14 protein-coding genes are annotated in these 13,027 nt (G+C 66.1%); 4 read left to right on the top strand and 10 right to left on the bottom strand.

The features are described from left to right. The first annotated feature begins 115 nt into the window (after positions 1–115). Positions 116–889, top strand: a complete 774-nt coding sequence (gene recO / locus H4I97_RS10895; RefSeq protein WP_182304653.1) for a DNA repair protein RecO — start codon at positions 116–118, stop codon at positions 887–889. Here the strand turns inward: recO and H4I97_RS10890 are convergent. The 4 genes from H4I97_RS10890 to H4I97_RS10875 form a co-directional block, all read right to left on the bottom strand. Then, positions 817–1,071, bottom strand: a complete 255-nt coding sequence (locus H4I97_RS10890) for a hypothetical protein (protein WP_182304652.1) — start codon at positions 1,069–1,071, stop codon at positions 817–819. The genes recO and H4I97_RS10890 overlap by 73 nt on opposite strands. Before the next feature lie 400 nt (positions 1,072–1,471). Continuing rightward, a complete protein-coding gene (locus H4I97_RS10885) occupies positions 1,472–2,692 on the bottom strand; it encodes an MFS transporter (RefSeq protein ID WP_182304650.1) in 1,221 nt (406 codons plus the stop codon). A 143-nt stretch (positions 2,693–2,835) separates the two neighbouring features. Next, positions 2,836–3,684 carry an MOSC domain-containing protein gene (locus H4I97_RS10880; protein WP_182304648.1) on the bottom strand — a complete coding sequence of 283 codons (849 nt, stop codon included), beginning with the start codon at positions 3,682–3,684 and terminating at the stop codon, positions 2,836–2,838. A 9-nt stretch (positions 3,685–3,693) separates the two neighbouring features. Beyond that, a complete protein-coding gene (locus H4I97_RS10875) occupies positions 3,694–4,347 on the bottom strand; it encodes an HD domain-containing protein (RefSeq protein WP_182304647.1) in 654 nt (217 codons plus the stop codon). A 245-nt stretch (positions 4,348–4,592) separates the two neighbouring features. On the opposite strand from H4I97_RS10875, the gene nadA reads away from it, so the two are divergent. The 3 genes from nadA to nadC are packed head-to-tail and all read left to right on the top strand — an operon-like array spanning position 4,593 to position 8,232. Next, a complete protein-coding gene (gene nadA / locus H4I97_RS10870) occupies positions 4,593–5,666 on the top strand; it encodes a quinolinate synthase NadA (protein WP_129331396.1) in 1,074 nt (357 codons plus the stop codon). Between the two features lie 42 nt (positions 5,667–5,708). Then, a complete protein-coding gene (locus tag H4I97_RS10865) occupies positions 5,709–7,301 on the top strand; it encodes an L-aspartate oxidase (RefSeq protein ID WP_182304645.1) in 1,593 nt (530 codons plus the stop codon). A gap of 22 nt (positions 7,302–7,323) precedes the next feature. Beyond that, positions 7,324–8,232, top strand: coding sequence for a carboxylating nicotinate-nucleotide diphosphorylase (gene nadC / locus H4I97_RS10860; RefSeq protein WP_182304644.1), 909 nt, complete (start codon positions 7,324–7,326; stop codon positions 8,230–8,232). Between the two features lie 27 nt (positions 8,233–8,259). Here the strand turns inward: nadC and H4I97_RS10855 are convergent, their stop codons facing one another. The 6 genes from H4I97_RS10855 to H4I97_RS10830 form a co-directional block, all read right to left on the bottom strand. Beyond that, positions 8,260–9,147 (bottom strand): mechanosensitive ion channel family protein, encoded by an 888-nt coding sequence (locus H4I97_RS10855; RefSeq protein ID WP_182304642.1) that lies wholly within the window; start codon positions 9,145–9,147, stop codon positions 8,260–8,262. A gap of 56 nt (positions 9,148–9,203) precedes the next feature. After that, on the bottom strand, positions 9,204–10,190 hold the full coding sequence (locus H4I97_RS10850) for an NUDIX hydrolase (RefSeq protein WP_182304640.1): 987 nt from the start codon (positions 10,188–10,190) through the stop codon (positions 9,204–9,206). Continuing rightward, the gene (locus tag H4I97_RS10845) at positions 10,187–10,723 is read right to left on the bottom strand and encodes a tyrosine phosphatase family protein (protein WP_182304639.1); all 537 of its coding nucleotides are present in this window, start codon (positions 10,721–10,723) and stop codon (positions 10,187–10,189) included. The genes H4I97_RS10850 and H4I97_RS10845 overlap by 4 nt, the downstream gene beginning before the upstream one ends. Next, positions 10,720–11,331 (bottom strand): HD domain-containing protein, encoded by a 612-nt coding sequence (locus tag H4I97_RS10840; protein WP_182307612.1) that lies wholly within the window; start codon positions 11,329–11,331, stop codon positions 10,720–10,722. The genes H4I97_RS10845 and H4I97_RS10840 overlap by 4 nt, the downstream gene beginning before the upstream one ends. A gap of 21 nt (positions 11,332–11,352) precedes the next feature. Continuing rightward, the gene (gene ygfZ, locus H4I97_RS10835; RefSeq protein ID WP_182304637.1) at positions 11,353–12,189 is read right to left on the bottom strand and encodes a CAF17-like 4Fe-4S cluster assembly/insertion protein YgfZ; all 837 of its coding nucleotides are present in this window, start codon (positions 12,187–12,189) and stop codon (positions 11,353–11,355) included. 70 nt (positions 12,190–12,259) lie between these two features. Beyond that, the gene (locus H4I97_RS10830) at positions 12,260–13,027 is read right to left on the bottom strand and encodes a hypothetical protein (protein ID WP_182304635.1); all 768 of its coding nucleotides are present in this window, start codon (positions 13,025–13,027) and stop codon (positions 12,260–12,262) included.

Here is a 13,027-nt window from a genome sequence, read left to right as displayed (position 1 = left end):
TACTATACCGATTCCTGATGAAATGTATCGCGCAGGTGGCGGGAATTCGCCGCCGGATTGCTTTCTCCACCTCGCGGACCTGTGCCCGGAGGCCGATCTGGTATAGAACGACATCATGCAATGGAGTGACGAAGCGATATTCCTGGGCGCCCGGCGCCACGGCGAGACGAGCATCATCGCCGAGATGATGACCCGCGAGCACGGTCGGCATCTCGGCCTCGTGCGCGGCGGACGTTCCCGCACCATGCAACCGATGTTGCAGCCGGGAAACCGCCTCGACGTCGTCTGGCGGGCACGCCTCGACGAACATCTCGGTGAATACCGGGTGGAACCGTTGACGCTGCGGGCCGCGAGGCTGATGGAGACGGCGACCGCCGTTTACGGCGTGCAGGCGCTCGCGGCCCTGCTCAGGCTCCTTCCGGAGCGCGATCCGCATCCGCATCTCTTCGGCATGCTCGACATCATCCTCGACCACCTGCACGAGGCGCAGGCGGCCGGCGAACTCTTCATCCGCTTCGAGCTTGCAGTGCTGAACGATCTGGGTTTCGGGCTCGATCTCGCCCAGTGTGCGGCGACCGGCACGCGGGAAGACCTCGTCTACGTCTCTCCGAAATCGGGCCGCGCCGTCTGTCGCGATGCCGGCGCGCCATGGGCCGACAAGATGCTGGCGCTCCCGCCTTTTCTCTGCGCCGGTGCATCGCGTGCCGCGACGTCCGAGAACCTGGCCGATGCTTTTCGACTGACGGGGTTCTTTCTCGGCAGGCATGTCTACGAGCCGCGGGGCATCACGCCCGGCGCGGCTCGCGAGGGGTTTCTTCAGGCGGCATTGAAGGCCTTGCGTTCCGGCGAGCCGGAGAGCGCAGTGGCGGCCTGCGAAAACACCGCCTGACCGTCTCTGCCGTTCTTCTTCATGTGGTCATGAATCGCGAGCTGCAGCTCGACGATGTTGCGGTAGGTGCCGCCATCCAGTTCGATGACCGGAAACTTGACCGCGATGAACTTGACCCTGTCACCATCGGGAACGGAAATCCCGACCGGGACTCCGGCATATTCGATAACTCTCTTTTCCATAATCAATATCCCCGCCCGCGCATCCCGCGCGGACAATCGTTGGACTCAGCTTGTGAAGTTCAGTGATTGTTCGGCGTCACATTCGACACACGGATCGGCATTTGCCGGCCGTGCGCACGCCATTGGGGGATAGATGCCAAGGACGGGCGGCATGAAGGAATACAACACGCATTTCGCTGACCTCCTTTTGGCAGGGACTCGCTGAACGAGCTTCCCGGGTTGAATCTGTTGGTCCGCCATCGAACCAGCTGGCTCAAGGTAGGCGCGAGGTGCTTTTTCGTCAACCTTCAGTGGATGAAAAATAAAATAATATTTTGTGACATCGCGATTGTGGGTGCATTGCGGCAAAAAATAATCGCCTCTGCCGCAATTGCTAAAAAATGTGTTCGATCGTGAAGACTCACGCCGCCGCCGGCAGTGCGCGGTCCACCGGACGTTCGGCGATCGGCCAGTGGACGATGGCGGCGAACACGCCGAGCGCCACGCCGAACCACCAGACGGTGTCGTAGGAGCCCATGCGATCGTAGAGGTAGCCGCCCATCCAGACGCCGAGGAAGGAGCCGATCTGGTGGGAGAGGAACACCAAACCACCGAGCAGGCCGAGATGGCGGGTGCCGAACATGATGGCGACGAGCGCATTGGTCGGCGGCACGGTGGAGAGCCAGAGCAGCCCCATCACGATCGCGAAGACGATCACCGACAGCGGCGTCTGCGGCAGGAGCAGGAAAGCCGTGACGGCGACTGAGCGGGCGACATAGATGAAGGCGAGGAAGTACGGCTTCGAATAGCGCTGCGAGATGAAGCCGGAAGCGAGCGAGCCGATCACGTTGAAGAAGCCGATCAGCGCCATGGCGATCACCGCATAGCGGGCGTCGATGCCGATGTCGCCGAGATAGGCGGGGAAATGGGCGGTGATGAAGGCGACCTGGAAGCCGCAGACGAAGAAGCCGCTGGTCAGCAGCAGATAGCTGCGGTGACCGAGCGCTTCCCGCAGTGCTTCGGCGACTGTCTGCTGGGCCTGCGCCTTCGACTGGGTGCCGGAATTGGCGTTGCCGCGTAGCGGGTAGGCGAGCAGCGGCACGATCAGCATCAGGGCGCCGAGCCAGACGAGACTGTCCGACCAGCCGAAATTGGAGATCAGCGCCTGGCTGAGCGGCGCAAACAGGAACATGCCCGCCGATCCCGCGGCGGTCCCGATACCGAAGGCGAAGGAGCGCTGCTCGGGCGTGACGTTACGGGCAAAGGCCGACAGAACGATGCCGAAGGAGCCCGAGGCGACGGCAAAGCCGACCAGCAGGCCACCGCCGATATGCAGCCAGACCGGCGAGGATGCGTGGGCCATAACGGTCAGGCCCACGGCATAGAGTACGCCGGAAAGGGTCAGCACCCGGCCGGTGCCGTACTTGTCAGCCATCGCACCGAAGAACGGCTGGCCGAGGCCCCAGGCGAGGTTCTGGATCGCCATCGCGAGCCCGAAGGTCGAGCGGTCCCAGCCGGTGTCGGAAAGCATCGGCAACTGGAAGAAACCCATGGCCGAGCGAGGCCCGAAGGTCATCATCGCGATCAGCGAGCCGCTGACGATGATCAGCCAGGGCATGGGACTGCGCACGGTCGTGGTCATGGATTCCGTCTCCTGTTTCGGCCGCAGACGATAGAGCGCCTCAGGATCACGGAAAAGTGCTTTTTCCTGAATGAACCATCAGCGGAATTGATGGCCGTCAATGTTGGGGTGCGGTGATTTGATGGGTCGCGGGCCAGCGGTGGTCACCGCTGCTTGATCGCCCAGCCTTCGGCCCGTGTATCAAGGACGGTCACGGCATCGCCGATCGCAATCTTTCCCTCGCTACGGGGCACGGCGTTCCAGCCGAACAGCGGGCCGGGAACGCGGCGGTCGGCGGACATGCGGATGCGGCCCATCGCCGGCATCGGATTGGCGCCCTCGCGGGAGCCGGTCTGTTGGTCTTGCGTGGTGATGATGCAGCGCGAACAGGGTTTTACCAGGTCGAGCCGCACACCGGCGATCTCGATGGCCGCCCAGCGGTCTTCGGCCCAGGCCTCGTCGCAGTCGATGACGATGTTCGGGCGGAAGCGCTCCATGCCGACGGAGCCCTCGCCGTGCGCCTCCATGTCGGCATTGAGCGCCTTCAGAGAACCGGTCGTGGTGACGAGCACCTGGTAGCCGTCGGCGAACGAAACCGGCGTCTCCGGGCCGGCCCACTCGGCGCTCGCGGTGCGCTGCGCCGCGCCGTCGAAGAAGACGAGCTTCAGCTCCCGTCCGAACCAGTCCGAAAGGCGGGCATTGACGCTGTCGTCGGCGACGGCGGCGCTGATGATCGATTTCCACACGGCGACATCCATGCGGCGGTCGGGATGCGGCGGCGCCACCATCATCTCGCGGCCGTCATCGAGGCGCAGCATGAGATGGGAAGTGGCGGGCAGTGCCGTGAGGCGGGCGAGATCCGGCAGTTCACGCTGGGTGACGAAGTGGCCGTCCGGTCCCGTCAGCATCATCCGCCGGTCGCCGCCAAGCCCGCGAGCGTCGATCGCGGCGGCCGGCAAGGGAATGCCGCGGGCGCTCTTCAGCGGATAGATGTTCAGTTGGCTGACCTGCATGATGATCCCTCAGATTTCGTCGATGAAAAGGTCGAGGACGTGGCGGAGGCGCTCGTGCCGCTCGCGTGCGAGCGCGCGCCCGCTTTCCGTCTGGAAACCGTCGGCGAGCCGGAAGAGCTTCGTCTCGAAATGGTCGATCGCAAAGCGCTTGTCGTCGAGCGGGCGGTTCTCGCCGAGCGGGTCGGCCGGGTCGTAGAGCGCCGAGCCGAGCCGGCCGGCGATGTAGAAGCAGCGCGCCGCACCGACCATGCCGATGGCGTCGAGCCGGTCGGCATCCTGCAGGATTTTTGCTTCCAGTGTCTCGGGCACGATGCCGGCGGAAAAGCTGTGGGCCTCGATCGCGTGGCCGACGCGGCCGATGTCTGCCGCCGCCCATCCGAGGCCGGCGAGGATCGTTGCCGCCTTCTCTGCCGCCAGCCGCGAGGCGCTCGCCCGGAGCGGCGAGTTCTTCTCGACCGCCACGCAGTCATGCAGGAGGACCGCAGCAGCAAGAATGCGGGTGTCGCCGCCTTCGTCGCCGGAGATCCGCATGGCGTTGCGGAACACCCTCAGAACGTGGGCGACGTCGTGCGAACCGTCATCGCTCTCCGTGGCATGGGCGAGGAGTTCTGCCGCAAGCGCCTCATGCGGGGCGAAGGCATCGGCGATCGGAGGACGGGACATCGGCGGGGGTCCTGCAGGAGCGTGGAGGGCGGCTTCTCTCCTCCCGTACCCGCGTCCCGGCCGAAGCGCAATGCCGGCTCCGCCGCCCGCCGTGCCGCCATGTCATGTCATCGGAACGACACCGCCTCTTGCAACTTGTCACAAAAGTTTCTAAATCGAGCGTACCGGCACGCGCCGGTTTTCTTTGACCTTGCTTATGCTCAAATTGAGCATAAATGGAAGCCGGCGACGGCAGGGAGATCAGGATGCAACAGGTGCAAGGTGCGACCGCCGCAAAGGCGCCGGCTGGCAGTGCCGCCGAACGATACGGAATTCTGGAGCGCCCGGACCTTTCCTTCACCCCGGCCGTGGCCAAGGAAACCGAGCATCTCTACGAGCGCGTGAAGAGCTTCATCCCGGCGATCGAATGGCCGGTCTTCGCCCCTTATGTGCACGCGATCAACCGGCTGAAGAAGGAGCGCGGTGCGGTCATTCTCGCCCACAATTACCAGACGCCGGAAATCTTCCACTGCGTCGCCGACATCAAGGGTGATTCGCTCCAGCTCGCCCGCGACGCGACCCGCGTCGATGCCGGGATCATCATCCAGTGCGGCGTCCACTTCATGGCCGAGACGTCGAAGCTGCTCAATCCGGAGAAGACGGTGCTCATCCCGGACGGCAGGGCAGGGTGCTCGCTGTCTGAATCGATCACCGGCGACGACGTGCGGGCGCTGAAGGCGCGCTATCCCGGCGTCCCGGTCGTCACCTACGTCAACACTTCGGCTGACGTGAAGGCGGAAACCGATATCTGCTGCACCTCGTCGAATGCGGTCGCCGTGGTCGACAGCCTCGAATCGGACACCGTGCTCTGCATCCCGGACGAATACCTGGCGATGAATGTCGCCAAGAAGACGAAAAAGAAGATCCTGACGTGGCAGGGGCACTGCGAGGTGCACGAGCGCTTCACCGCCGAGGAGCTTCTCGAATACAAGGCCGCCGATCCGTCGATCGAGATCGTCGCTCATCCGGAGTGCCATCCGAGCGTGCTTGCGGTCTCCGACTATGCCGGCTCGACCTCGGGCATGATCGACTACGTCAAGACGAAGCGCCCGGGCCGCGTGCTGCTGGTCACCGAATGCTCGATGGCCTCCAACATCCAGGCGGAGGTGAAGGACGTCGACTTCGTCAAGCCGTGCAACCTCTGTCCGCACATGAAGCGGATCACGCTGCCGAAGATTCTCGACAGCCTGCTCTTCATGACGGAGGAAGTCACCGTCGATCCGGCGATCGCCGGCCGTGCCCGGCTTGCCGTCGAGCGCATGATCAACCTCAAGCAATAGCAGTACCCGCAAGATCGGCCCTGGGCCGGGGAGACCAGTCAGATGCCCACCAATATCGAATCCATCCGGCCGCAGTCGTGGCAGGGCATCGACGACATCGTGATCGTCGGGGGCGGGCTTGCCGGCCTGTTCTGCGCGCTGAAGCTCGCGCCGCGTCCCGTCACCGTTCTGGCCGCCGCGCCGATCGGCCACGGCGCCTCCTCCGCCTGGGCGCAAGGCGGTATCGCCGCGGCGATGAGCCCCGGCGACACGGTCGAGAAGCATCTCGCCGATACGCTCGCCGCCGGTGCTGGCATCGTCGACGAGAAGATCGCCCGGCTGATGATCTCGGAGGGGCCGGACCGTATCCGCGATCTCCTTTCCTACGGCGTTCCTTTCGACCGCGACCTCGAAGGCAAGCTCCTGCTCTCGCGCGAGGCCGCCCATTCCGAGCGCCGCATCGTGCGGGTGAAGGGCGACCAGGCCGGCAAGGCGATCATGGAAGCCTTGATCGCCGCCGTCCGCAGCACGCCGTCGATCCGCGTCATGGAAGGCTATGTCGTCGAGGAGCTGGCTGTCGAGGGCCGCTTCGTCTCGGGCGTCATCGCAAGGCCCGACGCCGGCAAGTCCAAGACCCGCGTCGCCTTTCCGGCGCGCGCGGTGGTGATGTGCTCGGGCGGTGTCGGCCATCTCTACCAGGTGACGACCAATCCGGCGGAGGCGCGCGGCGCCGGCCTCGGCATGGCCGCGAAGGCGGGCGCCATGGTCGCCGATCCGGAATTCGTCCAGTTCCATCCGACCGCCATCGACATCGGCCGCGATCCCGCACCGCTCGCGACCGAGGCACTGCGCGGTGACGGTGCGATCCTCGTCAATGCCGCCGGCCATCGCTTCATGACCGACCTGCATCCCGATGCCGAGCTCGCCCCGCGCGACGTCGTCGCCCGCGGCGTCTTCGCCGAGGTGAAGGCGGGCCGCGGCGCCTTCCTCGATTGCACCAAGGCGGTCGGCGCGCATTTCCGCGAACTCTTCCCGACCGTCTACGCCTCCTGCATGGAGGCGGGCATCGACCCTGTCACGCAGCCGATCCCGGTGGTTCCGGCCGTCCACTACCACATGGGCGGGGTGCTCGTGGATGCCGACGGCAAGACGACCGTCGACGGACTCTGGGCGGCCGGCGAGGTCACCTCGACCGGCGTGCACGGTGCGAACCGGCTCGCGTCCAACTCGCTGCTCGAAGCCATCGTCTTTGCCGCCCGCATCGCCGAGAACATCAAGGGCATGCTGCCGGAATCGACCCTCTACGAATGGCCGAAGAACGCCGGCGAGAACGACGAGCTCGTGACCCTGGAAGACAGCCCGCAGCTTGCCGAACTGCGCCGGCGGATGTCGGCGGAGGCGGGCGTCATCCGCACAGGTGACGGGCTGAAAGACCTCATCCGCGACATCGCGCGGCTGGAGCGCGAGAACACCCGCATCCGCTTTTCCAACATGGTGGCCGCGGCAAAACTGATCGCGACCGCCGCCTATCGCCGTCAGGAGAGCCGCGGCGGGCATTTCCGCGCCGACCGCCCCGACACGGTCGAGAGCTGGCGCCACCGTACCTACATGACGCTGAAGGATGCCGAGCAGACGGCCGCCGAGATCGCCGGATAACAGGACAAGGGGAGTGACGACCATGACCGCAGAGACCTTCCGGCCCGTCCTTCCGGCGCTGATGATCGAGGACCAGGTAAAGGCGGCGCTCGTCGAGGATCTCGGCCGCGCCGGCGACATCACCACCTATGCGACGATCGCACCGGAACGGGTTGCCACGGCCGAGATGAACAGCCGGGAGGAGGGCGTCGTCGCGGGCATCGAGCTTGCCCGTGCGGCCTTCCGCATCGTCGATCCCGCCGTGGCCTTCGAGGCGATTGCCGCAGACGGTGACCGGGTCGGTCCCGGAACGCCGATCGCGCGGGTGAGCGGCCCGGCCCGCTCGCTGCTCTCGGCCGAACGCGTCGCGCTCAATTTCCTCATGCATCTTTCGGGTGTCGCCTCCTACACGGCGCGCTTCGCCGAAGAGATCTCCCATACACGGGCCAGGGTCACATGCACCCGCAAGACGTTGCCGGGACTTCGGGCGGTGGAGAAATACGCCGTCCGGCTCGGCGGCGGCTCGAACCACCGCTTCGGCCTCGACGACGCGATCCTCATCAAGGACAACCACATCGCCGTCTGTGGCGGCGTGGCCGAGGCGGTGCACGCGGCCCGTGGCTATGCCGGCCATCTGGTGAAGGTCGAGGTGGAGGTCGATACGCTTGAACAGATGCGCGAGGCACTTGCGGCCGAACCGGACGCGATCCTGCTCGACAACATGGGGCCTGAAACGCTTCGCGAGGCAGTGGCGATCAACCGGACCCACAGCGGTCTCGACGAGGCGGGCTACTGGGCTGCAGGCCGCCGGGTAATGCTGGAGGCTTCCGGCAACGTCAACCTCTCGACCATTCGCGCGATCGCGGAGACGGGCGTCGACTATATCTCGACCTCGAAGATCACCATGGCCGCGCCGACGCTCGATATCGGACTGGACATCACGATCGCCTGAGGCGCCTCGGTCGGGCGCCCGGATGGCTCATCTGTCCTCCGGCGCCTCGGTCAGCCGTTCGGCGAGTGCGACCAGTGGCTTCGGTCCGTGATACGTTACCTGCGGGAACGGGATAGAAATTTCGTTCTGTTCAAATGACTTCTTCACCTTCTTTATCATTTCGCGTGAAGTCGGCCAGAAGTCCGACGATTTCGTCCAGTACCACAGCGTGAGGACGACTGCGCTGTCGGCGAGCTGGTCGACATGGGTCGTGACGGGTGGGTCCTTGAGGACGCGGGGGTCCGACTCGGCGTGGTCGCGCATGATGCCCTCGGCGAGGTCGATATCGTCGTCATAGCCGATGCCGATCTTGAACTCGAAGCGGCGCGTGGCCTCGCGGCTGAAATTGGTGATCGGCACGTTCCACAGTGTGGAGTTCGGTGCCAGCCGGTAGAGCCCGTCGGGGGTGCGCAGTTCCGTCGCGAAAAGGCCGATCTCAATGATCGTGCCCGAGATCGCCCCGGTGTCGATATATTCCCCGACGCGGAAGGGGCGGAGTACGAGCAGCATGATGCCGGCGGCGATGTTCTGTAGCGTTCCCTGGAGCGCAAGGCCGATCGCGAGGCCTGCGGCGCCGAGGGTCGCGATGATCGATGCCGTCTGCACGCCGAACTGGGCGAGTACGGTCACGAAGACGAGAAGCAGCGCGCCATAGCGCACGACATTGGCGAAAAAGCGCGCAAGCGTCTCGTCTATGCCGCGCACGCGCAACAGGCCCCTGTGCGTCCACCGGCTGAGCAGCGATGACAGCCACCAGCCGGCGAGAAGCAGCAGCAGCGCCCCGATGATCGAAAAAGAATATTGTACCGCGAGCCGGCTCGCCTGTGCCAGCGCCGCCTGGGTTGCGAGTACGGCTTCGTTGGCCTGTGACTCCATTCCGGTGCTCCCTTGCCGTTGGTCCCAGTGGCTACATGGGGCACCCGCCGGCGAGGTCAACCGATGCTGCGTCCTCCGACCTTGAGGCCGGGAGCGGGGCGTTCCTCGAGGATCTGGTGGCGGAAGCGGAAGAGCGCGGCCGGCCGACCGCCGGTCGCAGCCATGGTGCCGCCGGTCGGTTCGACCAGCTCTGCACCCTCGACGAGGCGGCGGAAATTCTGCTTATGGAGATGGCGGCCGGAAATCGCCTCCACCGTCGCCTGCAGCTCGGTAAGGGTGAATTCCGGCGGCATCAGCTCGAAGACGACCGGGCGGTATTTGAGCTTGCCGCGGAGCCTGGCGATCGCCGTCGCCATGATGCGGCGGTGGTCGAAGCGCATCGGTACGCCGAGCCGGGCAGCCAGTCCCGTATGCCAGACGCGGCCATCGGCGACGGCCTCCTCGATGAGGCCGGCCTCGTAGAGCAGCTCGTAGCGTTCCAGCACCCGCTCCTCGTCGAACGGGAAATCGTCGAGGCCGAAGGCGAGCTTGATGCGCGAGCGGCGCGACAGCCGGGCGGCGCCCGCGGGATCGCCGCCTGCCTCCTCCGCCCATTGCCTCAAGGCCGGCAAGATGACCTGGTCGAGGAGGACCGGGCGGCCCTGGCGCCAGTCCTCCCACGGAAGATAGCTGTACCAGTCGCGCCAGTGCACGCCTGCGGCGGAGAGCGCCGCCGTCCGCTCGGGGTCCATGCGCGTCAGCGCCAGATAGCCGACCGAAACGAGATGCGGGCCCGCGTCACCGGGCATCTTGTGCCGGCCGCGGTCGCCGAAGGTGTAGAGCTGCTCGATATAGCCCATGTGGAGAGCGGTGCGCGCCTCCACCGCGACGCGCAGCGACATCTCCATGGTGCGGTAGCGCGCCGGGTCGAATGGTCCGAAAGGCAGGCTCTCGAGCTCGCTCGACGCATCGCTGACGACGAGGATCTGCGGATTGCCGCCGGAGACCGCGACGATCGCCGCGTCGAGGCTGATCTCGATTGGCGAACCCGTCCCCGCCGTCATGGCAGCCGTTCTCCGGCCGGCAGGAGCGGTAGCACGAAGGGTGCGTTGCCGTCGGCATCCGCGCCGCGGCCGATCGCTTTCACAGCCGCGACGAGCCGGCCACCACGCCCGAGCAACCGGTCGCCGATCTCGACGATCCGGGCGTTCGGCGTGGCGTATGGCGAGACCTGCCGGAGGCGCGCAGCGAGTTCCATCTCGTCGTCGTCGGGCCTGACGGCGAGGCTTGCGACGAGCGCTGCCGCCGGCGAGCGCGACACGCCCATCCAGCAGTGGACGACGAGCGGAGCGGCCTGGTCCCAATTCCGTGCGAAATCGATGATCTGTAAGACATGCACTTCCTGCGGCGCCACGAGATCGCCAGTGCCGGCGAAGGCGATGTCGTTGACCCCGAGCTTCAGGTGCCGCGCCGGATCGATTACACCGGGCCGATGGAAATCCTGCCCTTCCGCAAGCAGGCTGATCATTTCCCGCGCCTTGTGGCGAACGGCCATCTCCGCGATACGGGCGAGGGGGGAGACGACGATCGCGCTCATGGTGCTGCCTTCTTTGCCTGCACCCGCGCCGCCTCGATTGCCTCGAAGCGCTCGACGAAACGTTTTTGGGCTTCGAAGGCAGGGAGCGGCGTGACCATCATCGTCGAGCGGTCGAAGCCGCGCGGCTGGCCGAAGAATTTCCGCGCCTCCGCCGGCTCGAAGCCGGCAAGTTCGGTCGCCTCGAAATAGGCGGCGATCCGGTCCGCCTTCTTGATCTCGTCCTTGAGGGTGCGCGAGGGATGCGGCGGCAGGCCGAAGCGCAGGTGGACGGCCGCCTCGAGTCGCTTTTCGACCACCTTGTAGTCGCCGCCGACAACCGCCTTGAAGGGCGAGATCATGTCGCCGATCACATATTCCGGGGCATCGTGCAGCAGCGCCATCTGCAACTCGTCGGCGCTCGCCTTCGGGTGGCTGCGGCGGAAAATGTCCTCGACGAGCAGGCTGTGCTGGGCAACGGAAAAGGCATGGTCGCCGGAGGTCTGGCCGTTCCAGCGGGCGACGCGGGCAAGGCCGTGGGCGATGTCGCCGATCTCGACGTCGAGCGGCGAGGGGTCGAGGAGATCGAGCCTCCGGCCGGAGAGCATCCGCTGCCAGGCCCGCGACTTCATCTGCGTGAGCGGCGGCACCGGTCAGGCCTCCTCGGCGGCCGTCGGGAAGTCGAGCCCCGACCAGGCCGGAAGGCTGACGGCGACCGCGGTCTCGCCGGCGAGCACGGGCACGCCCGTCGCAAGCGCTTCTCCGACGCGGTCGATGCGGACGATGGCCAGGCCCGCCGCTCCGCGGACGGAACCGAGCGTGCCGACCGGCTTTCCGCCGATGGTGATTTCCGTGCCCGTCGCGGGCAGGGCCGTCTCGCCGCCGACGAGCACGACGCGTCGGCGGGCCGTCCCGCGATGCTGCATCCGTGAGACGACCTCCTGCCCGACATAGCAGCCTTTCTTGAAACCGATGCCGCCGTTGCGGTCCATCAGGACGTCGTGCGGAAAGGCGTCCTGGAGTGCAAAGTCGGTGCCCGATTCGGCGATGCCCGCAGCGATCCGGAGATCGAGATAGCTGCCATCGTCTTCTCCGGCGTGCCGGCCCGGCCGGCGGCCGAGCACAGTTCCGGCGGCGGCAAAGCGCTTGTCGAGGAGAGCGGTGGCGTCTCGCTCCCCACCCCAGGAGACGGTGACGCCGGCTTCCGGTTCTGCCGCGAGGGTGACCGCCGCGCGCAGCTTGTACATGGTGAGCCGCCTGACCAGGTCGGCCTGCTGGCCGGTCGCGGTTTCGAGGAGGAAGCCGTCGCCGTCGCGCGCAATCAGGAAATCGAAGAGGATTTTCCCCTGCGGGGTCAGGAGCGCGCCGGGCCCGGCTTCACCGGCAGGCAGCGCCGCCACGTCGGTGGTGACGAGGTTCTGGAGAAAGTGCTCGGCCTCCGGTCCGGAAATCCGGATCAGGGCGCGGTCGGGAAGAAACGCTGCTGGCATCGTCTGCGATTTTCCGAAATTGCGATGTCAGAGAGTTAAGGTCTCGGCGGACAAACGGCAAGCGCCGGCGTCAGTCGCCGGCGGTGAAGAATTTCCACTGACCGTCCGGCGAGATGCCGACGCGGAAGAAATTGTAATTGCCGGATTCCTGCATGTCGGTGAAGTCGCCGGCGGTGACGATCCGGAAGAGCTCCACCTTCTCCGGCGGCGTCAGCGTGGCGAGCGGCTTCTCGGCGAAATAGGGCCAGACATACATTTCATCCGGCGTACCGGCATTGACGTGGACGAAGCCGGTGGAGAGCACGTCGAGCAGGATCGCGAGGATTTCGACGCCCTCACTGTCGCCGGAAAGCCCCTTGAGCGTGGCGATCGGATCGGGATCGGCCGAATCGAGCATGACTTGCGTCTGGTTCGGGCCGAGATTGAGAAGCGGCTTGAGCCGCTCGATGTCGCCGGATGCGGCGGCCTCGATGATCAGCTGCCGCAGCTTGCGCACCGGCTCCGGCGCCTTTTCGATGTCGTAGATGACTTCGGGCGGCGGCCCCTGGTCCTCGGGCGCCTCCTCGACTCCGCTTGTCGCATTCGGGTCGTCGGTCGGTGTGCTGATCAGCGGGTCGGGATCGGGAATGCCGGTGACACTGCCGGAGGGCGGCGCGCTCCCGGGCACGTCCTCGGCCGTGGGGACGGGGGCCTGCGCCGGCTGTCCGCCGATCTGCTTCAGCTCGGAGAGTGCGGCGGCGCTTCCGGCTGCGCTGATGAGCGTCACGCCGGCGAGAAGGATGGCGGCCACACGACGCAGATTATGATTCCGGCTGGCCCGGGCGGACGCCTTTTTCAT

The organism is Ciceribacter thiooxidans (assembly GCF_014126615.1).
Classification (GTDB): Bacteria; Pseudomonadota; Alphaproteobacteria; order Rhizobiales; family Rhizobiaceae; genus Allorhizobium; species Allorhizobium thiooxidans.
Note: the sequence above shows the minus strand (reverse complement) of the source record. Positions and strands in the feature narration are given on the sequence as shown.

Coding starts and splice junctions, on each gene's coding strand:
- recO (WP_182304653.1), top strand. CDS start 116: ATGCAATGGAGTGACGAAGCGATATTCCTGGGCGCCCGGCGCCACGGC.
- H4I97_RS10890 (WP_182304652.1), bottom strand. CDS start 1,071: ATGGAAAAGAGAGTTATCGAATATGCCGGAGTCCCGGTCGGGATTTCC.
- H4I97_RS10885 (WP_182304650.1), bottom strand. CDS start 2,692: ATGACCACGACCGTGCGCAGTCCCATGCCCTGGCTGATCATCGTCAGC.
- H4I97_RS10880 (WP_182304648.1), bottom strand. CDS start 3,684: ATGCAGGTCAGCCAACTGAACATCTATCCGCTGAAGAGCGCCCGCGGC.
- H4I97_RS10875 (WP_182304647.1), bottom strand. CDS start 4,347: ATGTCCCGTCCTCCGATCGCCGATGCCTTCGCCCCGCATGAGGCGCTT.
- nadA (WP_129331396.1), top strand. CDS start 4,593: ATGCAACAGGTGCAAGGTGCGACCGCCGCAAAGGCGCCGGCTGGCAGT.
- H4I97_RS10865 (WP_182304645.1), top strand. CDS start 5,709: ATGCCCACCAATATCGAATCCATCCGGCCGCAGTCGTGGCAGGGCATC.
- nadC (WP_182304644.1), top strand. CDS start 7,324: ATGACCGCAGAGACCTTCCGGCCCGTCCTTCCGGCGCTGATGATCGAG.
- H4I97_RS10855 (WP_182304642.1), bottom strand. CDS start 9,147: ATGGAGTCACAGGCCAACGAAGCCGTACTCGCAACCCAGGCGGCGCTG.
- H4I97_RS10850 (WP_182304640.1), bottom strand. CDS start 10,190: ATGACGGCGGGGACGGGTTCGCCAATCGAGATCAGCCTCGACGCGGCG.
- H4I97_RS10845 (WP_182304639.1), bottom strand. CDS start 10,723: ATGAGCGCGATCGTCGTCTCCCCCCTCGCCCGTATCGCGGAGATGGCC.
- H4I97_RS10840 (WP_182307612.1), bottom strand. CDS start 11,331: ATGAAGTCGCGGGCCTGGCAGCGGATGCTCTCCGGCCGGAGGCTCGAT.
- ygfZ (WP_182304637.1), bottom strand. CDS start 12,189: ATGCCAGCAGCGTTTCTTCCCGACCGCGCCCTGATCCGGATTTCCGGA.
- H4I97_RS10830 (WP_182304635.1), bottom strand. CDS start 13,027: ATGAAAAAGGCGTCCGCCCGGGCCAGCCGGAATCATAATCTGCGTCGT.